The organism is Tahibacter soli (assembly GCF_025717065.2).
Classification (GTDB): Bacteria; Pseudomonadota; Gammaproteobacteria; order Xanthomonadales; family Rhodanobacteraceae; genus Tahibacter; species Tahibacter soli.
In genome coordinates this window covers 140911-159987 of record NZ_JAOVZO020000008.1, presented here as the reverse complement: position 1 = coordinate 159987, position 19077 = coordinate 140911, and the positions used below count along the sequence as shown (strand labels likewise).

18 protein-coding genes and 1 pseudogene are annotated in these 19077 nt (G+C 68.6%); 6 read left to right on the top strand and 13 right to left on the bottom strand.

The window, feature by feature from the left end:
• Positions 1-572: pseudogene (locus OD750_RS07645) on the bottom strand (hypothetical protein); the annotation flags it as partial.
• A gap of 280 nt (positions 573-852) precedes the next feature.
• Between OD750_RS07645 and OD750_RS07640 the strand changes: the two are divergent.
• Positions 853-2367, top strand: coding sequence for a fumarate hydratase (locus OD750_RS07640; protein ID WP_272841852.1), 1515 nt, complete (start codon positions 853-855; stop codon positions 2365-2367).
• Positions 2368-2430: 63 nt separating this feature from the next.
• Here OD750_RS07640 and OD750_RS07635 read toward each other — a convergent pair whose 3' ends face one another.
• Entirely contained in the window at positions 2431-3303 is an 873-nt protein-coding gene (locus tag OD750_RS07635; RefSeq protein WP_263543932.1) for an alpha/beta hydrolase family protein, read from the bottom strand.
• Between the two features lie 228 nt (positions 3304-3531).
• On the opposite strand from OD750_RS07635, the gene OD750_RS07630 reads away from it, so the two are divergent.
• Together OD750_RS07630 and OD750_RS07625 are read left to right on the top strand one after the other, a co-directional pair.
• Positions 3532-3741 (top strand): cold-shock protein, encoded by a 210-nt coding sequence (locus OD750_RS07630; RefSeq protein WP_263543931.1) that lies wholly within the window; start codon positions 3532-3534, stop codon positions 3739-3741.
• Positions 3742-3850: 109 nt separating this feature from the next.
• Positions 3851-4723 carry a pirin family protein gene (locus OD750_RS07625; protein WP_263543930.1) on the top strand — a complete coding sequence of 291 codons (873 nt, stop codon included), beginning with the start codon at positions 3851-3853 and terminating at the stop codon, positions 4721-4723.
• A gap of 12 nt (positions 4724-4735) precedes the next feature.
• On the opposite strand, the gene OD750_RS07620 is transcribed toward OD750_RS07625, so the two are convergent.
• The 5 genes from OD750_RS07620 to OD750_RS07600 all read right to left on the bottom strand — a co-directional run bounded on the left by OD750_RS07620 (position 4736) and on the right by OD750_RS07600 (position 10108).
• Positions 4736-5614, bottom strand: a complete 879-nt coding sequence (locus OD750_RS07620; protein ID WP_263543929.1) for a hypothetical protein — start codon at positions 5612-5614, stop codon at positions 4736-4738.
• A gap of 95 nt (positions 5615-5709) precedes the next feature.
• The gene (cqsA, locus tag OD750_RS07615; protein ID WP_263543928.1) at positions 5710-7002 is read right to left on the bottom strand and encodes an alpha-hydroxyketone-type quorum-sensing autoinducer synthase; all 1293 of its coding nucleotides are present in this window, start codon (positions 7000-7002) and stop codon (positions 5710-5712) included.
• Between the two features lie 132 nt (positions 7003-7134).
• The gene (locus OD750_RS07610; RefSeq protein ID WP_263543927.1) at positions 7135-8169 is read right to left on the bottom strand and encodes a response regulator; all 1035 of its coding nucleotides are present in this window, start codon (positions 8167-8169) and stop codon (positions 7135-7137) included.
• Complete coding sequence (locus tag OD750_RS07605) at positions 8169-9539, bottom strand: sensor histidine kinase (RefSeq protein WP_263543926.1); 1371 nt, start codon at positions 9537-9539, stop codon at positions 8169-8171. The genes OD750_RS07610 and OD750_RS07605 overlap by 1 nt, the downstream gene beginning before the upstream one ends.
• 170 nt (positions 9540-9709) lie before the next feature.
• Positions 9710-10108: a cytochrome c gene (locus tag OD750_RS07600; protein ID WP_263543925.1), complete on the bottom strand. Its 399-nt coding sequence runs from the start codon at positions 10106-10108 to the stop codon at positions 9710-9712.
• A gap of 156 nt (positions 10109-10264) precedes the next feature.
• Between OD750_RS07600 and OD750_RS07595 the strand changes: the two genes are divergently transcribed.
• On the top strand, positions 10265-11524 hold the full coding sequence (locus OD750_RS07595) for a hypothetical protein (protein WP_263543924.1): 1260 nt from the start codon (positions 10265-10267) through the stop codon (positions 11522-11524).
• A 290-nt stretch (positions 11525-11814) separates the two neighbouring features.
• Here OD750_RS07595 and OD750_RS07590 read toward each other — a convergent pair whose 3' ends face one another.
• Genes OD750_RS07590 through OD750_RS07575 form a run of 4 tightly spaced genes read right to left on the bottom strand, consistent with a single transcriptional unit; the run spans position 11815 to position 14771 of the window.
• On the bottom strand, positions 11815-12429 hold the full coding sequence (locus OD750_RS07590; protein WP_263543923.1) for a hypothetical protein: 615 nt from the start codon (positions 12427-12429) through the stop codon (positions 11815-11817).
• 58 nt (positions 12430-12487) lie between these two features.
• Positions 12488-13495 (bottom strand): helix-turn-helix transcriptional regulator, encoded by a 1008-nt coding sequence (locus tag OD750_RS07585; protein ID WP_263543922.1) that lies wholly within the window; start codon positions 13493-13495, stop codon positions 12488-12490.
• A 60-nt stretch (positions 13496-13555) separates the two neighbouring features.
• Positions 13556-14437: an SRPBCC family protein gene (locus OD750_RS07580; protein ID WP_263543921.1), complete on the bottom strand. Its 882-nt coding sequence runs from the start codon at positions 14435-14437 to the stop codon at positions 13556-13558.
• Entirely contained in the window at positions 14430-14771 is a 342-nt protein-coding gene (locus tag OD750_RS07575; protein ID WP_263543920.1) for a metalloregulator ArsR/SmtB family transcription factor, read from the bottom strand. The genes OD750_RS07580 and OD750_RS07575 overlap by 8 nt, the downstream gene beginning before the upstream one ends.
• A 112-nt stretch (positions 14772-14883) precedes the next feature.
• Between OD750_RS07575 and OD750_RS07570 the strand changes: the two genes are divergently transcribed.
• Positions 14884-15258 (top strand): hypothetical protein, encoded by a 375-nt coding sequence (locus OD750_RS07570; RefSeq protein ID WP_263543919.1) that lies wholly within the window; start codon positions 14884-14886, stop codon positions 15256-15258.
• A 72-nt stretch (positions 15259-15330) separates the two neighbouring features.
• The gene (locus OD750_RS07565; RefSeq protein ID WP_263543918.1) at positions 15331-15816 is read left to right on the top strand and encodes a hypothetical protein; all 486 of its coding nucleotides are present in this window, start codon (positions 15331-15333) and stop codon (positions 15814-15816) included.
• Here OD750_RS07565 and OD750_RS07560 read toward each other — a convergent pair.
• Complete coding sequence (locus tag OD750_RS07560) at positions 15813-18149, bottom strand: variant leucine-rich repeat-containing protein (RefSeq protein ID WP_263543917.1); 2337 nt, start codon at positions 18147-18149, stop codon at positions 15813-15815. The genes OD750_RS07565 and OD750_RS07560 overlap by 4 nt on opposite strands.
• 44 nt (positions 18150-18193) lie before the next feature.
• Positions 18194-19075: a PhzF family phenazine biosynthesis protein gene (locus OD750_RS07555; protein WP_263543916.1), complete on the bottom strand. Its 882-nt coding sequence runs from the start codon at positions 19073-19075 to the stop codon at positions 18194-18196.
• Positions 19076-19077: the final 2 nt, after the last annotated feature.

The following is a 19077-nucleotide window of genomic DNA, read 5'->3' as shown; positions in this document are numbered from 1 at the left end:
TCGCCGCGCTCGCGCAGGGCCTGCGCTTCGGCGTCGGAGAGGTCGAGAATGACCGCGTTGACCGCGTGGCGCAGCGTGACGTCGGCGGTCAGCGCGCGGCCGACCTGCGTGCCGGCCGCGGCGAGAAACGCGTTCTGCTTCTGCTCGAGCAGGTTCAGGTACGCGCGCGCCGCGGACGAGTTCACGTCGACGCGGCCCTGGTTCGCGCCGGACTCGTTGCGCGGCAGCGTCGGATAGCCGTTGAGCGAACCGTCGTACGAGGCGAGCGGCGCGTCCCTCAACACCACCGTGTGGCGCGCGCGCTCGAGCGACGAGGGCGCGGCCAGCAGCTTGGGCTTGGCGCCGCCGCCGGTGTCGGCGCGTTCGTGCTTCGGCGGGGTCGGCTCGTCGCCGACACCGATGCCGTTCTGCGCCGCCGCGGCGGCGCTCGCGTCGCGCAACGCTTGCGCGACGAGCGACGATGAAACGGAAGACGAGGCCGCGAGGCCGGACCACAACGTGATGGCGAGCGCGCCCGCCAGCGGCGACAAACGGCGACCCGCGCCGCCTGCCGCGACAAAAGACAGTTTCATTCTTATCCCCTACAAACAAGAAGAAACGACCAACACGGTCGGCGGCGCGGTTGACGGCGGCGTCGCGAATCCTGTTTCGTTGGTTGGCCCCCGAAAGATGTGACGCAATCCCAGGTCACACGTTGCGTTATATGCGAACTGGTATGTACTGGCAATGCGCACTCGGATCGCGGCGGATACGACCATCATCGTGCAGCGCAGCAACGGTGCGCTGCGCTATCCTTTGCGCCCCGCCGCGCTGCGCCGTGGCGGCTTTCATCCCGTCACAGGCCAGATCCGCGTGAGCACGATCCAGCAGGAAGATTTCATCCAGAGCGTTGCCGACGCGCTGCAGTACATCAGCTACTACCACCCGGTCGACTACATCAAAAATCTCGCCGCCGCCTACGAGCGCGAACAGTCGCCGGCCGCGAAGGACGCGATCGCGCAGATCCTGATCAATTCGCGCCTGTGCGCCGAAGGCCATCGTCCGATCTGCCAGGACACCGGCATCGTCACGGTGTTTCTCAAGATCGGGATGAACGTGCGCTGGGACGCGACGATGAGCGTCGAGGACATGGTCAACGAGGGCGTGCGCCGCGCGTACAACCATCCGGACAACAAGCTGCGCGCCTCCGTGCTCGCCGATCCGGCCGGCCGCCGCACGAACACGAAGGACAATACGCCGGCCGTCGTCAACATGACGGTCGTGCCCGGCGACGAGGTCGAAGTGATCGTCGCCGCGAAGGGCGGCGGTTCCGAGGCGAAGTCGAAGTTCGCGATGTTGAATCCGTCCGACTCGATAGTCGACTGGGTGCTCAAGACCGTGCCGACGATGGGCGCGGGCTGGTGTCCGCCGGGCATGCTCGGCATCGGCATCGGCGGCACCGCCGAGAAGGCGATGCTGCTCGCGAAAGAAGCGCTGATGGAGCCGATCGACATCACCGACCTGATCGCGCGCGGTCCGTCGAATCGTGCGGAAGAGTTGCGAATTGAACTTTACGAAAAAGTCAACGCGCTCGGCATCGGCGCGCAGGGGCTCGGCGGCCTGACGACCGTGCTCGACGTGAAGGTGCTCGACTATCCGACGCACGCGGCGAACCTGCCGGTCGCGATGATTCCGAACTGCGCCGCGACGCGCCATGCGCACTTCACGCTCGACGGCTCGGGCCCGGTCGCGCTCGAGCCGCCTTCGCTCGACGACTGGCCGAAGCTGACCTACGACGCGTCGAAGGGCCGCCGCGTCGATCTCGACACGGTGACGCGCGACGACGTCGCGACGTGGCAGCCGGGCGAAGTGCTGCTGCTGAGCGGCAAGCTTTTGACCGGCCGCGACGCCGCGCACAAGCGCATGATCGACATGTTGAACAAGGGTGAAAAACTGCCGGTCGATTTCAACGGGCGCTTCATCTACTACGTCGGTCCGGTCGATCCGGTGCGCGACGAGGTGGTCGGCCCGGCGGGTCCCACGACGGCCACGCGCATGGACAAGTTCACGCGCCAGCTGCTCGAGTCGACGGGGCTGCTCGGCATGGTCGGCAAGTCCGAGCGCGGGCCGCTCGCGATCGACGCGATCCGCGACAACAAGGCGATCTACCTGATGGCGGTCGGCGGCGCGGCGTATCTCGTGTCCAAGGCGATCAAGGCGTCGCGCGTCGTCGCGTTCGAAGACCTCGGCATGGAGGCGATCTACGAATTCACGGTCAGGGACATGCCGGTGACGGTTGCGGTCGACACGGCCGGCACCTCGGTACACCAGACCGGGCCGCGCGAGTGGCAGGCGCGGATCGGGAAGATTCCGGTGGTGGTGGCGTAGCGCTGTTGCTTGTGCTCGTCATTCCGGCGCAGGCCGGGATGACGAGCAAAAAGCGCGGCCGACTTAGCGCATTCCCGCCACCCACTCCGCCACCCGCCTCGCCACCGGCTGCGGGTCCTTCATCCAGTCGAAATGCCCGGCACGCCCGCGTTCGAATTCGCGCCCGGCAATTTCGTCGCGCGCGATCGTCGCCTTCGGCAGCATCGACAACAGGTGCGTCAGCGACGCCGGCGGCACGAGCGGATCGTGCTCGAACCGCAGCGCCAGCACCGGCCGCTCGACGCGTGCGAGCGCCGCGTCGAAATCGACGTCGACGCCGGCCGGCCGGTAACGGCCGGTCTGTCCGCTCTTCGCCCAGTCGCGGATCACGCCGCGCGCTTCGCGGCCGGCGAAGCCGACGCGTTCGCCCGGAAAATAGCCGCACGCGGCCGCGAGCGCGCGCGCCGAGAGGTAGGCGCCCCACAACGCCGGCCGCTGCAAAACCGGGAACGTGCGCCACCACGGCTGGCCGCTGCCCGCGATCACGTAGCCATGCCACGCCGCCGGGTCGCTCGCGAGCGCGAGCGCGCCGACCTGGCCGCCGAGGCTGTGACCGCCGATATACCAATGCACATCGGGAAACTGTCGCGTCAGGCCTTGCTGCGCCGCCGCAATGTCGGCGAGGAGTTCGGCGTAGCCCCAGTCGCTGCCGCGCGCGGCGCGGTAGTCGCTCGCACCGAAGCCGCGCCAGTCGAGGAGCGCCGTGGCGACGCCGCGGCCGGCGAGCGCGTCGGCGAACGCCTGGTATTTGCGCGCGGTGACGCCCATGGCCGGCAGCCACAGCAGGCCGGCGCCGCCCGGCGCCGGAATCCGGCCGATCAGTTCGCTGCGGTGGCCGTCGGGACTGGTTATCGGGATGACGGTGGCGGGGTGTGCGGAAACGGTCGGGTCATTCATCCGCATAGGGTAACCGCGAGCCAATCGCCGAGTTCAAAATTCTTAACCAAATCTGTCGATTTTGTTAAAAAGCTTGAGTAGACTGAACTCGCTGTGTTTGCTTGGTCGCACGATTGACCCGATGTCGGGATCGCTACGTTCCGCTCCATCGCTTCACCTGAGCCATGCAACCAGTTAGTCGATGGGCCTTCGCGCGCCATCTCGTTACAAGCTTGGGAGAGCGTATTCATGTCGGATCGTGAGGTTGGTACCGTCAAGTGGTTCAACGATGCCAAGGGCTTCGGATTCATTGCCCGTGAAAACGGCCAGGACGTGTTCGTGCACTTTCGCGCCATCCAGGGCTCGGGTTTCCGCAGCCTGCAGGAAGGCCAGAAGGTAAGCTTCAAGGTCGTGCAAGGCCAGAAGGGCCTGCAGGCCGACGAGGTCACGCCGGTCTGACGCAGGCATCAAGGTCCCTAGGGGGATTCGATAACGCCACGGAGGAAACTTCGTGGCGTTTTTTATTGCGATACGCTCGCGCAGAACCTGAAAAAACCCGGAGTCGCCCATGTCCGCCGTCGCCCATCTCATCGACCCGCGCAACCACGATCTCGGCGGCGGCTTCGTCGTTCGCCGCGCGCTGCCGCATATGCATGCGCGCTCGGTCGGGCCGTTCGTCTTCTTCGATCATTTCGGCCCGATCGACCTCGGCGCCGGCACGAAAACCGACGTGCGGCCGCATCCGCACATCGGCCTCGCCACCGTCACGTATCTGTTCGACGGCGCGCTGGTGCATCGCGACAGCATCGGCTCGCTGCAGGAGATCCGGCCGGGCGACGTCAACTGGATGACCGCCGGAAGTGGAATTGTGCATTCCGAGCGCGGCACGGACGACGCGCACGCGCACGGCCAGCGCATGCACGGCCTGCAGACGTGGGTGGCGCTGCCGCGCGAACACGAAGAGATCGAACCGTCGTTCCGCCACTATCCCGGCGCGACGCTGCCGCGCACGAGCGGCGAGGGCGCGCGCATGCACGTGCTCGTCGGCACCGCGTTCGGCGCGACGTCGCCGGTCGAGGTGCTGATGCCGACGCTGTACGTGGCGATCGAACTCGACGCCGGCGCGAGCGTCACGGTCGAGGCCGACTACGCCGAGCGCGCGATCTACGCGGTCGACGCGGAGGTGTCGATCGACGGCGAGCCGCTAAAGCCGACGCAGCTCGCGGTGCTGACGCCAGGATCGGCGGCGACCGTGCGCGCGACGTCGCCGGCGCGCGTGATGCTCGTCGGCGGCGCGGCGCTCGACGGCCCGCGCTTCATGTGGTGGAACTTCGTGTCGTCGTCGCGCGAGCGCATCGAGCAGGCGAAGGACGACTGGCGCGCGCAGCGCATCGGCCAGGTTCCGGGCGAAACCGAGTTCATTCCGCTGCCCGACAAGTGAGACGACCGCGCGTCAGCGCGGATCTGGCGGACGCGCCAGGTGCGGCGGCAGGTCGGTGAACGTGCGCGTGAGGTCGACGCCGTCGCGCACCTGCCGCGCACGGATGTAGACGCGTTCGAGGATGCCGCCGGCGCAGCCGGGCTGGTTCGGCGCGCAGCGCTCGAGCGCGCGCGCGTAGGCGACGACGAACCCGTTCGGATTGTCGCGCTCGGGCCACGCGAGCACGTAGTACTCGCCCGGCGGAATCGCGCCGATCGTAAATCCGGGGATGTCTTCGCCCGTCAGCGCGCACCAGCCTCCGCGCGCCGCGCCGACCGGTACCGCGCACACGCGCATCGGCGGAATCGGACGTGTCGGGAAAGTCACGCGGCCGCGCAGCGCGCCGTGCGTCGCGTCGGCGCCGGCGCGTGTCGCGTCGGCTGCCTGCGGGCCGGCGGCGACGCACGCCAGTTCGCTCGCGCCGTCCTCGCGCTGCCCCAGTTCGAGCCGGCGTTCGCCGGGGCCGGGCAGGCGCATCACGTAGCCGTCGGCGCCTTCGGGTTCGAACACGCCGCCGCGCCGCTTTTCGGCCGCCGCGCGCACGCGATCGATGCCCGCCTTGAAGACGGTATGCGCGGTATGGCTGCCGTCGGACGATTCGCGCAGCGAGAACTCGCTCGCGGCGAGTCCGAGCACGTCGAGCTTGCCGCGCGGCCGGCATTCGAGTTCGGCGCTGCCTTCGCGGCGCAGGCTCTTGCAGTCGGCGAGCTGCGCGGCGGCGCCCTCGTGCCACAGCACCGGTCGCGCGAGCGTGTCGAAGTCGGCGCAGCCGAGCACGTCGGCGAGCGGGGCGGGCGCCTGCGCCGAAGCGGCACCGGCGGCGAGCGCGAGAAGGATGGCGATGGTTTTCATGCGCCGATTGTAGAGCGCGCCACGCGTGCCGCGCATCGGAACGAGGCGGCCGCAGCCGCCTCGTTCAGTATTGCCGTCTTGCATCGAACGCGGTGTCAGGCGACGTCGACGATCGCCTGCGGAACGCGGTCGTCGCGCCGCGCGCGGCGCACCGACGCCCAGTCGGCGAGGCCGACGCGGTCGCGGATCGCCGCGCACGCGCCGACGAGATGCTCGACATCGGCGTCGGTCATGCCGGCGTTGAGCGTCAGCCGCACGAGCGCGCGATTCTTCGCCGTCGCCGGCGCGCAGAAGATCGCGCCGAACACGCCGTGGTCCTCGAGCGCGTCGCGCAGCTGCATCGTCGCAGGCTCGGTGCCCGCTTCGAGCGCGACGATCTGCTCGCTCGTATCGCCGATCGGATAGCCGAGTTCGAGAAGACCCTCGCGCACGCGGCGCGTGACGTGCGCCAGCCGTGCGCGGCGCCAGCCCTCGCTGCGGATCACCTGGTGCGACGCCTCGATCGCGGCGACTTCCGGCGCGAGCAGCGACGAGCTGAAGATCGCCGGCAGCGCCTCGAAGCCGAAGTACTGCTTGTAGCGCCGGCTGCACGCGATGAGGCCGGCGCGAGAGCAGTACGCCTTGGACAGGCTCGCGGTGACGAAATGCACGCGGTCGTTCAGGCCGAGGCTGGCGACGAGTCCTTCGCCGTGCAGACCGTGCGTGCCGAGCGAATGCGATTCGTCGACGACGAATACGCAGCGATGCCGCGCGGCGACGTCGGCGATCTGCGCCAGCGGGCTCAGGCTGCCGTTGGTGCTGTAGACCGAGTCGACGAGGATCACGCCGGGACCGTGACGCAGCACTTGACGCTCGAGGTATTCGATGTCGTTGTGCATGATCGGTACGGCCTGCGCGCCGGCGCTGCGAATGCCTTCCCACAGCGACATGTGCGCGAGCATGTCGACGTAGACCGGCGTGCGTTCGCCCGCGAGCGTCTGCACGAGGCCGACGTTCGCGTTGTAGCCGGACTGACACAGGATCGCCTCCTCGGTGCCGATCGTCATCGCGATCTCGCGTTCGAGCACGTGCACCGGTTCGTCGTCCTGCTGCAGAAAGATGCCGGACATCATCGTGCCGCTGCCGACGCCCGCGAGCGCGGTCGTCTGCGCCTGCACGATCGCCGGATGGCGCGCGATCGCGAGGTAGTCGTTGTTGTTGACCAGGAGGTCGCCCGCGCCGGGCCTGCGGCCCGCGAGGATGTGGCGGCCGCCCCAGCTCGCCTGCACGCGATCGGCGTAGAAGCGGTCGACGCGTTGGCGCGCGAAATCGGGCAGCTCCGGCGGTCGTGCCGGAGCGAGCGGTGGAAGCGTGGCGGTGGTGACGCTGACGGGGAAGGAAATGCTCATGTTGCTTACCTCTCACGGGAGTGTTGAAACGCCGTCCATGGGTTGCCGCGGCGTCGGGCGTCGCGGCGGGACGACCGGTCCGGCCATGGGCCGGTCGGAAAAGTGAGAGAGGCGAGCAGGGGCGATTCGAATCTACAGATTGCGTCGGAGCGCGGAGGCGTCGAGCTGGCCGTCCTGTTCTCGCAGCCACGTCCGATATGACTTCACGTGTTCCAGTTGCAAGGGTTCTACATGGTCGATCAGGCTGAAGTAGTACCAGCGGCTGCCCTGTACGGCGGTCGCGGGAAACAGGTTCGCGTCGGGGTTGGACAGCTGCGGACTGTAGAAGCCGCCGCTCGACCAGAACCACGGCAGCGCCTTGCCCGAACGCAGCGCGTACAACACGCTGTCGGGCGCTCCGCGGTCTTCGGCGACTTCGTACTGCTCGCGCAGGTCTTCGTCGGTCTGCACGAGCAGGAATCGTCCGATGCCCCAGGCGTCGAGCATGACGACGCCGGTCGGGTTGCATACGACGTAGCTCTCGATCGGCTGGAACGTCGCGACGACGGAATCGAACACGCTGCGGAACGCCGGGTCGCGCAGGAAGCCGAAGCGGCCCATCGCGAGCGTTTCGGCGACGAACGCGGCGGCGCGCTCGAAATAGCGCTGCTGCAGCTCGCGTATCGCGGCCTCGAGCTTGTTCATCGCGAGCGGATCGCTCTTGCGGATGAAGCGGTCGATCACGCCGGAATTGAACGCTTCGATCGCGACCGAATCTTCGGCGCGGCCGGTCAGGAGGATCTTGCCGATCAGCGGATTGTTCAGGCGCTTGCAGAAATTCACGCCGTCCATTTCAGGCATGAAGTAGTCGACGACCACGACCGAGACTTCGGAGAAGCGTTCCGGGTCGTAGACGATGCGGTGGATCGAATCGACGTCGAGCGCGACGAGTTCCTGCGTCTGCGACGGGCGGTCCTTCCAGCGGTACAGCCAGCCGCCGCCCGGCACCGGCCGGCTGCCGGCGCTGCCGAGCGCGGACAGCGCCGCGCGCGGCGAACTGAACGCGCGCAGGTGCAGCATCGGATCGAGCATCAGCGGCACGACGTCGAGGTATTCCTCGTGGTCGTCGACCAGCACCGTGGTCGTCGGGAAGTAGAACGGCTGGATCGGGCCGGCGCCGGGCAGCATCAGGTGTTATTCTCCAGAACGTGCGGAAAGGTAAGGGTGAACTCGGTAAATTCGCCAAATGTGGACTGGCAGTATACCGAGGCTCCCATGCGCTCCAGCGCCGAACGGGTGAACGCAAGACCCACGCCCAGGCCCGTGCTGTAGTCGGCGGCGCTGGAATAGAACCTCTCGAAGATGTGCGGCAGGACGTCCGGCGGGATGCCCGGCCCGCTGTCGTAGCAGGTGATGCGCCGCCCGAGCGCATCGGCGTGCACCGAGAGCGTGATGGTGCCCTTGCCGGCGCGGCCGGTGTGGAACAGCGCGTTCTTGATCAGGTTGAACAGCACGTGCACGACGAGGAGGCGCGAGCCGACGAACTCGAAGTCGGCCGCGGTATCCACCGCGACGCGGCTGCGCTCGTGTTGCGAGCCGAACGGATAGCGCTCGAAGGCTTCGTTGACGCATTCGCGGGCCGACACCTTTTCGAACTGGACTTCGCCGATCGGCCGTGCCGCGACCAGCAGCATGTCGATCACCGTGTTCGCATGTTCGACCTCTCCGCCGATCGTGTCCATCGCTTTGGAAAGCCGGCCGAGCTGGGAATCGCGCAGTTCCGGCACCGGCAGACCCGCCTCGCTCGCCTGGCGGTGCGATTCGGCCAGGAGCGGCAGGAACCGGTGCACCGCCTGGGTCGCGATGCGGACCGACGCGAGCGGTGTGCGCAGTTCGTGCGCGATGTTGTTGCTCGCGGCGATGATCGCGTCGATGCGCGCCTGGTTGCTCATGCTGTGCGACAGGCTGAAGATCGAGCCTGAGAGGATCGCGAACCCCCATACCGGCGAATAGAACAACAGCGGATCGGTCGCGAACGGCGTCGCCGGCGAAAGCAGATACAGCGTCAGCGCGAGCAGCGTGCCGACGATGTTCGTGACGAGAAAGCTCCACATGTCGAACAGCATGACCATGAGGAATACCGAGCACAGGTGCGACAGCAGCCAGGCGACGTTAGCTCCGTTCTGCAACAGCATGTAGGAAAAGAAAAAAGGCAGCGCGAACGTCATTGCGAGATACCAGTACAGCGGCAGCCAGGCGCGCAGCTTGTTCGGCCAGCGCCGCACCAGGAACAGCGGCAGGAACAGCGCCGAGCCGAACAGGCGCAGGCCGAGGCTTTCGTACGGCTGCGGCAGGAGTTTGGCCCAGATGAACCAGTACGCCGGAAAGCCGAACACGCCGAGCGCGCCCATCCAGCGCATTTTCGGCTCGGAGTAGCGAGCGCGCGTGAAGATCGCGGTTTCGAAGCGCTGCCAGCTGCGCTTGAGAAACCACCAGCCCAGGCGCAGCCAGCGCGGAGCGCGGCGATGAAGGGTTCGGGTGTTTTCGGTATTCGTCATGCGCGTCCGGGCAACGAGCGAACGGTGCGCGCGGCAAACTCCGCCGTATGCACGGTTTTTCCGATACTAGAACCTGTCTTGCACTTTGAGGAAGACAAGATTTGTGCATACGCACACGAGGCGCGAAATACAAAAGAAAAATCTTACTCGCGATCGGGTAATAAAGCGGCTCAGCGATAGTCGCGGTGGCAGTTGTCGCACTGTTCCTTGAGCTTCGGCAGCGCCTGATCGAGCGCGGCGCAGTCGCGCGGCGGTTCGGCAGCGAACTGTGCCGTGGCGGCCGAGAAAGCCTGGGCCTGCCGCCTGAAATCGGGTTCGACCGAACCGGTCGACGCGTACGCCGGCTCGATATCGCCGCCGACGGCCGCGAGGATGCGCCAATGCGGTGCGGTCGCGGCGGCGTCGCAGCGTTCTTGCTTGCGCGCGTCGCGCAGCGCCGCCGCGTGGTGCTGCATGACGGCCATGACGCCGCGCGGCCACGCGTGGCGCTGGCCGAACGTATTGGCGGCGCTGAAGGCGACGAGCGCGCCGATCAGTGCGCCGGCGAGAAACAGCAGGATGACTTTCATCGGCGTCCTTTCGCGAAACCACGCAGGATAACGGCCGCGGTCGCGCGATGCGAACCGTGCGGACTTGTCGCGGGCGTGACGCCTGTCTTGTGACGCTGCGCGGCCGTATGCCTACACTCGCCCGGTCTGGGCAGTCTCGAAACAGCAGGCACGACCATGAAAAACCTCGTTCTGGCGGCATCGATCGCCGGTGTCGCGTCCGGCGCCGCGCACGCGCAGTTGCAGGTACCGGCGTACGACACGTTCCAATTGCAGGCGCGCACGAATCTCCTCGTCAACGACAACGGCTGGAACCTGCCGCCGGGCTCGTCGTTCAACAGCATCAGCGCGAAGATCGACGACGCGCGCCGCGTCGCGTTTCCCGTGCAGGTCGTGCCGAACGGCGCGTCGAGCAGTCCGGGCCTGTGGTTCGGCGGCGACGGCGTCGGCGGCATCGTGTTCACCGGTCCGGCCGACGCGCTGATCGGCTCGTCGGTCGCGATGAGCCAGGACGGGCGCGTCGCGTTCACGCTGATCGAAACCGGCAACGGCACCGACGGCATCTGGCGCTACGAGCACGCGGGCGGCACCGCCGCGCGCGTCGGCACGTCGCCGGTGTTCCCGTCGAGCTACGGCACCGTCATGATGAACGGCGCGGGCGACATCGGCTTCCAGGCGACGATGGGCGGCGGCGGCCGCGCGTTCGCGTCGATGCCGGCCGCGGGCGGCGCGGCGACGATCCACGTCACCGACAAGACGCTCGATCCGTCCAGCGCCTACACGTACCTATACACGCCGGGCATGCACGGCGACCGGCGCATCGTCGCAAAGGTGGCGACCTCGCCGGACATGACCTCGGCCACCGAGATCCGCGGCTTCCTGCCCGACGGCAGCTCGATCGTCTACGCGCAGAACGTCGGCGCGGATCCGGGTTCGATGTTCAAGCAGTTCGACAATTCGATCGGCGTAGCCTCGAACCTGCATATCGCCTACGTCGCGACGCGCGTATCCGACAACCGCCGTGCGCTGTACAGGCCGGCCGGCCCGTGGCTGCTCGCCGAGGAAGACCCGAACGGCCTCGTGCGCTCGATCGCGTCGTTCCCGCCGGCGATCAACTACGCCGGTCTGACCGTGTTTCGCGGCCGCGACGCGAACGGCGAGGCGATCTTCATCGCGCACAACCTCGAAGGCGTGCGCCGCCTGATCGGCAAGGGCGACCGCGTGCAGACCGACCTCGGCCTCGCGCAGATCGGCCAGAACAACGACGTCGATTCGGTGTTCTCCGGCGCCCCGTCGATCAACGACAACGGCGACATCGCGTTCGTCGCGACCTTGCATCCGGACGGCAACAACCAGGTCGAATGGGGCACCGGCGTCTTCGTCGCGCGCGCGACGCACGATCGGATCTTCCGCAACGGATTCCAGCTGCCCTTCTGAGTTCCGCGCGAAACTCGGAAATTTCCGAGGCGAATTTCGGAAATCAGCCGATTCGCCGCCGTGCGGTCGAAGGCACACTGCGCGCATGGCCTGAACACGACCGACGACGCCGGATGGACCCGGCAGGCGCGGCGGAGTCCGCAGGTTGTGCGCAAGGAGCGCATGGCCGGGCGTTCAGGGGCGCAGGTTCCATGGGCAGCCGGAACACGGAACGTACCGGGGCAGGGATGCGAAGGGAGGAGGCAACGCCCGCGGCGACGCGGGCGTTGTCGTTAGCGCGTGTCGCAGCATCACGCCTTCGCGGCGACGCGCGTCCAGTCCATGAACCAGTTGTCCTCCCACGTCTTGCCGCCGTCGCGCGACACGCCCTGATGCCAGCGGCACGACGCCGGCGTGATGCGGTCCCACACGCCGCGCACCGTGATCGGCTTGCCGTCCTCGAACTCGACCGCCTGGAACGTGCCGGCGCCGTCTTCGAACACGCCGGTCATGCCGGGCGGCGTCAGCACGCCGGAACGGGCGTTGACCCAGAAGTCGGTCCAGATGCGCTTGTCGACGTCGAGCAGGCGCAGGCCCATGCCGCTGAAACTGCGCGCCGGAATGCGCAGTTCCTCGACGCTGCCGACGCCGCCGAGGATCGTCCACACCGTGGCCTCGCCGTCGTATTCGATCCATTCGCCGCTGCCGTCCTGCTTGAGCTGCCGGTGGCGGATCTTCCATTCGCCGGCGAGAAACGCGAAGTCGCCGGGTTTGCCGTTCGGGTTCGCGATCGTGGTCGCGACCGGCGCGTCGTCCGCGGCGGCGGCGAACAGCGGCGAATCGACGACCGCGAGACCCGCGGCAATGCCGGCCGCCGCGGTCATGAGTACGGTTCTGCGTCTTTCGTCGTGAGTATCGTGGTTCATCGTAAGCCTCCGTCGCATGCGTCGATTCGCACGACGCGACGTTAGGCGCCGATACCTGTCACCGCGTGTCAGGTTTTTTCGGGCCGCGCGCGGTTTTCGGCGCGAGACCGTAGCGGCGCGCCGCAACGCGCAACTTCCGCATCATCGCCCGGCGCAGTTCCGGCGGCGCGACGGCTTCGACGTCCGGCACGAGCGGCAGCAGCTGTCCGACCGCGTGCTCGACGGTCTCGATCGGTATCGTCGCCTCGACGCGACCGTCGGCGCGGCGCTTGCGCGAAGGCGTTGCGAGCGCGCGCGCGACGGCCGCGCTCAGCTTCGCCAGTTCCGCAAGGCCGGCCGGCGTCGCCAGCACGGTGGCGCGACCGCGATACAGCTCGGTTTCGAAGCGGCGCACCGACTCGGCCCACCAGCCGGCGAGATCGAAGCGGCGCGGTCGCGTTGCGCGCGCGTCGAGCGTGCGCACGTCGCGGAGGTTCGCGATGCGGTACGTGCGCGGCTTGTCGTCGACCGCGGCGACGAGATACCACGCGCCCGATTTGAGCACGAGGCCGAGCGGATGCACGGTGCGGCGCGCAATACCCTTCCAGCTGTCGTAGTGAATCGCGAGCTGGCGTTCGTCCCACACCGCGGCGGCGACCGCGGCGAGATGCGGCACGCTTTCGTTCTCGCGGTACCACTCGACCGGGTCGAGATGAAAACGCGACTGCACGCGCTGCGCGTCGCCGCGCTGCTGCGCCGGCAGCGCGGCGACGAGCTTGCGCTGCGCGTCGGCGACCGCCTCGCCGAGTCCGAGCTGCGCCGCCGGCCCCGCGAGGCCGCTCATGAACACGGCCTGCGCCTCGGACGCGGTGAATCCGGTCAGCGTCGTTTTCCAGCCGTCGAGCAGGCGAAAGCCGCCGGCGCGCCCGCGTTCGGCGTAGATCGGCACGCCGGCCGCGGCGAGGCGGTCGACGTCGCGATACAGCGTGCGCACCGACACTTCGAGCGCATCGGCGAGCGCCGGCGCGGACATGTGCCCGCGCGCCTCGAGCAGCATCTGGATCGACAGCAGACGGCTGGCGCGCATCGGGCAATCCTGACAGGCGATGACAGGATTGGACCGCGGCGCCGGCCGTTGCGCAACCGGCTAGGCCCGGTCTTCGGCGACCGTCCTGAGTCCTTCGAAGAAGCCCTGCCAGCCGAGCGGGTAGTCGGAGAAATCGGCCGCGCGCGGGAACGTGCCGTGGATCAGCGTCAGGCGGGTCCGTCCGTCTTCGTCGGCGAGGAGCCAGGTGACGGTCGTCGACGGCACCTCGGGATCGCCGCGCCAGTCGGGCCAGTCGGTCACGAGCTTTTCGTTCTCGACGAGTTCGAGAATCCGCGTCGGTCCGCCGTCGACTTCCCGCTCGCCGATCTTGTAGTGCCAGCCGTAGCTGATCGCGCCGCCGACGCGCGCGTCGACGCGGGCCTTGCCGTACAGCCAGCGATCCATCAGCGCGGGATCGAGCAGCGCGCGGAACACGCGTTCGCGCGGCGCGTCGATGACGATCGACAGGCGGATCTCGGGTTTCGGATCGCCGAAGTCCGGCAGCAGGGCGGGCGCGCCGCCGGTGAGGTACGCGGTCAGGTTGGCGCCGATCAGGCGCCACAGGTCGTCGACCATTTCCTTCGCGCGCACGACGGCCGGTGCCCGGGCGAACGCGTGCCGGCCCATGAGCACGGTCTGGCCGGCCTCGCCGTCCTTCGGCGACAGCGCGAGCGTCACCTCGCTGTCGTCGCCGCCGAACGGCCAGCGATAGGCGAGCTTCGTCGACGGCTCGAACGCGGTCAGCGTCTGATTCGCGTCGCCGCGCGCGGGCGTGGCGTAGCTGTGTCGGCCCCAGAAGCGGTAGGCGCCGCCCACGCGCGGTTCGACCTCGGCGTACTCGGCGAACCAGGCGCGCAGCTGCGCAGCGTCGGTCAACGCCGCGAAGACGCGTTCCGGCGGCGCCGGCAGCGTCGAGGTGAATTCGTGGACGAGTTCAGTCATTGCGATTCTCCGTGGATTCGAGCAGCTGCTTGAGGTCGGTCAGGCGCGCCGCCCAGAACAACCGGTACGGCGCGAGCCAGTTGTCGATTTCGCCGAGCGCGGCGGGATCGAGCGAGTAGATGCGTTGCTGCGCGCGCCGGTGTTCGCGCAGCAGGCCGGCGCTGCGCAGGATGCGGACGTGCTTGGCGATCGCCGGACGGCTGACCGGAAACTGCCGGGCGAGATCGCCGGCGCACAGGTCGCCGGTGCGCAGCAGGTCGAGAATCGCGCGGCGCGTCGGATCGGCGATCGCGCCGAAGGCGCCGGCGCTGCGGGGTCGGGTATTTGTAACCATGTGGTTACGCTACGCGTTCGCGCGGCGCGACGCAAGCGGACCGCGCGCACGCGTTGACCCGTTGCGGGCGTTGCCCGTACAAAGACGCCTGATACGCGAAGCGGGTGAACGCATGATCATGAGGGGAGCGGGCGGCACGCCCGGTGGAATCGGCGAATTCCTGTTGGGTTTCGTGCTGGCCGTGGTCGGCGGCTGGCTGCTGATGAACCAGGTCACCGTCACCGGCGGCTCGTGGGGTCTGTGGGGCTACAACACGTTCGGGTTGTCGCTGATTCCGTTCATCCTCGGCGTCGGCATGCTGTTCTTCAACGGCCGTTCGGTGCTCGGCTGGCTGCTGCTGCTCGCCGGCCTCGTGATCGTGTTCGCCGGCGTCGTCGTGAACCTGCACGTGTATTTCCAGCCGACGACGCTTTTCAACACATTGCTGATGCTCGTGCTGCTGTTCGGCGGCATCGGCCTGATCGCAAAGTCGCTGCGCGCTCACTGAACGCCAAATACGTCACGCGGACGGTTGACGCCGGCGGATAGAATCGCCGCGCGGACTCCGGGGGAATACCGAATGAAATCGCGTCAATGGATCGCGGCCGTCGTACTGGTCGCGACGTGCGCGTCGGCGGCGGCCTGGCAGGCGGCGCCGAGTGCCGAACAGTGCGACGGCATCGCGAGCGTGCCGATGCGCCAGCATGTGACGTACGGCGAAATCCAGTCGGTCTTCAACACGCGCTGTTCGAACTGCCACGTCGAACACGGCGGCACGCCGCAGGCCGATCTCGATCTCGATCCCGGCGTGTCGTGGTTCTATCTCGTCGACCAGCCCAGTTCGATGCTCGCCGGCGCGATCCGCGTCGTGCCGGGCAATCCGGCGACGAGCTATCTGTTCCAGAAGGTCAACTGCGCCGTCACCGACCAGGGCCTGCGCATGCCGCGCCTGCGCCAGGCGCTGCCGCTCGCCGAGCAGGCGCTGATCCACGACTGGATCCTCGCCGGCGCGCCGGAAGTCGAGGACGACACGATCTTTCGCGCGCGGTTCGAGACGCGCGGTTAGTCGCTCGCACGCAGCGCCCGCGCAGCGAGCACCTTGAGAGCCGCGTCCGCGGCGAGCGTATCGTCGTCGGCCAGCGCGCGCTCGAGCATGCGCCGCACGAGCGCATCCGGAACGTTCGGATTCGCCAGTACCCAGCTCGGCGCGTCGATCGCCTTTTCGATCGCCTCGCGCGGCAGCGACGGGTTCGCCGACGCCGCGAAGCGCACGTCGTCGGCCGCGTCGCCGCGCAGTTTGACGAGCACGGCCGGCGGCGTCGCGGCGTTGTGCGCGGCGACCTCGCGCAGCGCTTCGTGCGTCGATTCGGCGAGCGCCGTCAGCCACGCGGCGTCGTCGCCGCGCTTCGCGGCGGCCTTGAACGCGTCGAGGAACGGCTCGTCGTCGTGCCAGCGTACGAATGCCTCGACCACTTGCCGGCGCTGCGCATACGGCGCGCCGATCACCGTCAGCGCCCAGTCGTCGCGCAGGTCGCCGTCGCCGATGCCGGCGAGCGTGTCGAAGATCGCCGGCGCGAGATCGTGGCGGTCGAGCAGCGTGTTGCAGAACCGCGCGCGGCCGTCGGCCTCCTTGCAGTATTCGGCGATCGCCGCGACCGTCGCCGGCGCCGCGTTCGGGTTGTTCGTCAGTTCTTCGACGACGGCGTCCCAGGTGTCCATCTGCTTGACGATGTCCTCGGGGTCGGAGAGCACCGAAAACCGCGGTCGCGGCGCGCCGGCCGACGGCAGGCGCGCGACGAGCCGCCGTTGCAGCGACGGCGGCAACGCTGGATTTTTTGCGAGATTTTCAGCGGCGTCCTTGTGGCCTTCCGCGTAGCGCCGCATCAGCGCGACGCTGCGCGTCGTCGCGGCGAGGTCGGCGTCGAGCGGCGTCTTCGTCGCTTCGGCGAGCGCGGTCGCGAGCCGTTCCTGGTCGGCCGGCGCCGCGGCGGCGATCGCCGCGCGGCGCACGCGCGGCGCGGCATCGCCGGCGAGCTTCGCGGCGATCGCCTCGCGTTCGGCCGGCGTGCCGACCGGCAGGTCCTGCCAGACCGCCTGCCGCGCGAGCGTTTCGGCGACCTCGACGCGCACCTCGTCGTCGGCGTCGACGGCGAGCTTCGCGTAGTGCGCGATGCGCAGCACGCCGTCGCGTTGCAGCATCGCGCGGCGGACCTGCGCATCGGTGTCGGCGACGAGCCGGTCGACGTCGGCCGGCGCCAGGCGGCGAACGTGGCGGCTTTGCGCGAGCGCGAGGCGCACCGATGCGTCCGCGTCGGCGGCGAGCGTCGCCAGTTGCGCGACCGGCGCGTCGTTGTGTTCGAGCAGCGCGATGCGCACCGACGGATCGTCGCTCCTGGCCATCGGCGCGACGAGACTGGCCGGCGCGTTCGGATTCTTCGCCGCGACGGCCGACGCGGCCGGCTGGGCCTGCGCGATCCGCGCGAGGATGTCGCGGTCGACCCCGGGGTTCGCCGCGAGCCGCACGAGCACCGCCGCGTCGTTCTGCGCGAGCAGCGCGCGCTGCAGCGCGAGCGCGGGCTTCTCGCGCGATGCGGCGACGAGCGCGAGCAGGCGGTCCGATGCGGCGAGCTTCGCGACGGTCGCGTCGTCGGTCTTCGCATCGAGCAGTTTCGCGACGTCGGCTTCGAGCGTCGGCGGCGCCGGCGTGTCGCGAAAGAGCGGCAGGCCCGCGTGCACGCGCCGGTTCGCCTCGTCCCAGTCGGCGCGCGCGACGACGGTCGGCTCGTCGCTGTCGCCGGCGTTGTCGATGAGGTCGTCGATCAGGAGTTCGGGCACGAAGTGGCGCAGCGCCGCGTCCATGCGGAAGTCGTCGTCGGTCTGTTCGATCGTCGCTTCGACTTTGCCGTAGTCCGCCGATTTGTCGGACACGACGAGCGCGCGCGCCGCGATCGTTCCTGCGACCTCGAACGTGAAGTCGTTGTAGTTCGCGTAGACGAGGCCGGTCGACGCGAGCTTGCCGCCGACGGCGATCGAGCCCCAGCTCAGCACGTCGTCGACGGTGAAGTCGCGCAGGACCAGCAGTACGCCGATGCCGGGCGAGTAGTCGTCGTAGTCGCCCTTGATCGTGAGGTTGCCGTCGACGATGACGATGTCGTCGTTCGAGAACGAACGCTCGAGCGTCAGGTCGCCGACGTGGCGGTAGACGGCGGCGTCCTTGTCGCCGATGTAGTCGCGGATCGACGACAAGCCCTTGGGCAGGCGCGCGAGCGTGGCTTTCACCTCGGCGTCGGCGACGCGCACGAGCGTGCCGTTCCTGACGAGTTCGGCGGACGAAATCCATTCGCCGGGCGCGGCGTTCGCGGCGCAGGCGAGGGCGAGCGAGGTCATGAGACCGTGCATGTGAACTTCCTTGTTTCGGATTCGAGTGTTGCGTCGATGCTTCGTCAGCGCGGCCACAGCGCGCGGCCGTCGACGACGGTGTGCGTATGTCCGCCGACCCAGACGGCTTCGTCGTCGTCGATGCGTATCGCGATGCGCGCGTCGTGGCCGATTTCGCGGCCCTGGCTCACGCGATAGCCGCGCGCGTAGCGGCCCTGCGGTTCGCACGCGCGCAGCCACGCGGCGATCAGGCCGTTCGCGGCGCCCGACGCGGGATCTTCGACGATGCCGACGCCGGCCGGAAACGCGCGCACGGCGAGGTCGTAGTCGGACGCTTCGCTGCGCGCGAACACGCACAGGCCGAGACTGTCGCTCGCCTTGGCGAGCCGCGCGATCGCGTCGTGGTCGGGTTTCCACTGCCGCAGCACCGATTCGCTCGCGAGTTCGGCGATCCACCAGCGCCGACCGCCTTCGACGAACGCGGGATCGAGCGCGCCGAGCGGCAGGTGTTCGACGATCGCGCGCACGAGCTTGGCGTGCAGCGCTTCGGGTTCGAGTCTGCGCGCGCGCGGCGCCTGCACCGACAGGCTGCGCAGGCCCGACGTTTCGTCGATGCGGATCGGCAGGAGGCCCGCGCCGCATTCCTGGATCAGGCGGCCGTCGAGCGGCGTGACGAGGCCGGTTTCGAGCGCGGCGTGCGCGCTGCCGATGCTCGGATGGCCCGCGAACGGAATTTCGCGCTGCGGGCTGAAGATGCGGACGCGATAGCTCGCTTCCGGCGTGGTCGGCGGCAGCAGAAACGTGGTTTCGACGAGGTCGGTCCAGCGCGCGAAACGCTGCATGTCGCGCTCGCTCCACGCGTCGGCGCCGATCACGACGCCGAGCGGGTTGCCGCCGCCGACGTGTTCGGTGAAGACGTCCAATTGCAGATAACGCACGGTGTCCATGC

What these genes read in the sequence shown, in the direction of transcription:
- OD750_RS07580 (WP_263543921.1), bottom strand. Translation starts at nt 14,437, where the DNA reads ATGACTGAACTCGTCCACGAATTCACCTCGACGCTGCCGGCGCCGCCG.
- OD750_RS07635 (WP_263543932.1), bottom strand. Translation starts at nt 3,303, where the DNA reads ATGAATGACCCGACCGTTTCCGCACACCCCGCCACCGTCATCCCGATA.
- OD750_RS07590 (WP_263543923.1), bottom strand. Translation starts at nt 12,429, where the DNA reads ATGAACCACGATACTCACGACGAAAGACGCAGAACCGTACTCATGACC.
- OD750_RS07595 (WP_263543924.1), top strand. Translation starts at nt 10,265, where the DNA reads ATGAAAAACCTCGTTCTGGCGGCATCGATCGCCGGTGTCGCGTCCGGC.
- OD750_RS07575 (WP_263543920.1), bottom strand. Translation starts at nt 14,771, where the DNA reads ATGGTTACAAATACCCGACCCCGCAGCGCCGGCGCCTTCGGCGCGATC.
- OD750_RS07565 (WP_263543918.1), top strand. Translation starts at nt 15,331, where the DNA reads ATGAAATCGCGTCAATGGATCGCGGCCGTCGTACTGGTCGCGACGTGC.
- OD750_RS07585 (WP_263543922.1), bottom strand. Translation starts at nt 13,495, where the DNA reads ATGCGCGCCAGCCGTCTGCTGTCGATCCAGATGCTGCTCGAGGCGCGC.
- OD750_RS07605 (WP_263543926.1), bottom strand. Translation starts at nt 9,539, where the DNA reads ATGACGAATACCGAAAACACCCGAACCCTTCATCGCCGCGCTCCGCGC.
- OD750_RS07625 (WP_263543930.1), top strand. Translation starts at nt 3,851, where the DNA reads ATGTCCGCCGTCGCCCATCTCATCGACCCGCGCAACCACGATCTCGGC.
- OD750_RS07555 (WP_263543916.1), bottom strand. Translation starts at nt 19,075, where the DNA reads ATGGACACCGTGCGTTATCTGCAATTGGACGTCTTCACCGAACACGTC.
- OD750_RS07620 (WP_263543929.1), bottom strand. Translation starts at nt 5,614, where the DNA reads ATGAAAACCATCGCCATCCTTCTCGCGCTCGCCGCCGGTGCCGCTTCG.
- OD750_RS07570 (WP_263543919.1), top strand. Translation starts at nt 14,884, where the DNA reads ATGATCATGAGGGGAGCGGGCGGCACGCCCGGTGGAATCGGCGAATTC.
- OD750_RS07610 (WP_263543927.1), bottom strand. Translation starts at nt 8,169, where the DNA reads ATGCTGCCCGGCGCCGGCCCGATCCAGCCGTTCTACTTCCCGACGACC.
- OD750_RS07600 (WP_263543925.1), bottom strand. Translation starts at nt 10,108, where the DNA reads ATGAAAGTCATCCTGCTGTTTCTCGCCGGCGCACTGATCGGCGCGCTC.
- OD750_RS07630 (WP_263543931.1), top strand. Translation starts at nt 3,532, where the DNA reads ATGTCGGATCGTGAGGTTGGTACCGTCAAGTGGTTCAACGATGCCAAG.
- cqsA (WP_263543928.1), bottom strand. Translation starts at nt 7,002, where the DNA reads ATGAGCATTTCCTTCCCCGTCAGCGTCACCACCGCCACGCTTCCACCG.
- OD750_RS07560 (WP_263543917.1), bottom strand. Translation starts at nt 18,149, where the DNA reads ATGCACGGTCTCATGACCTCGCTCGCCCTCGCCTGCGCCGCGAACGCC.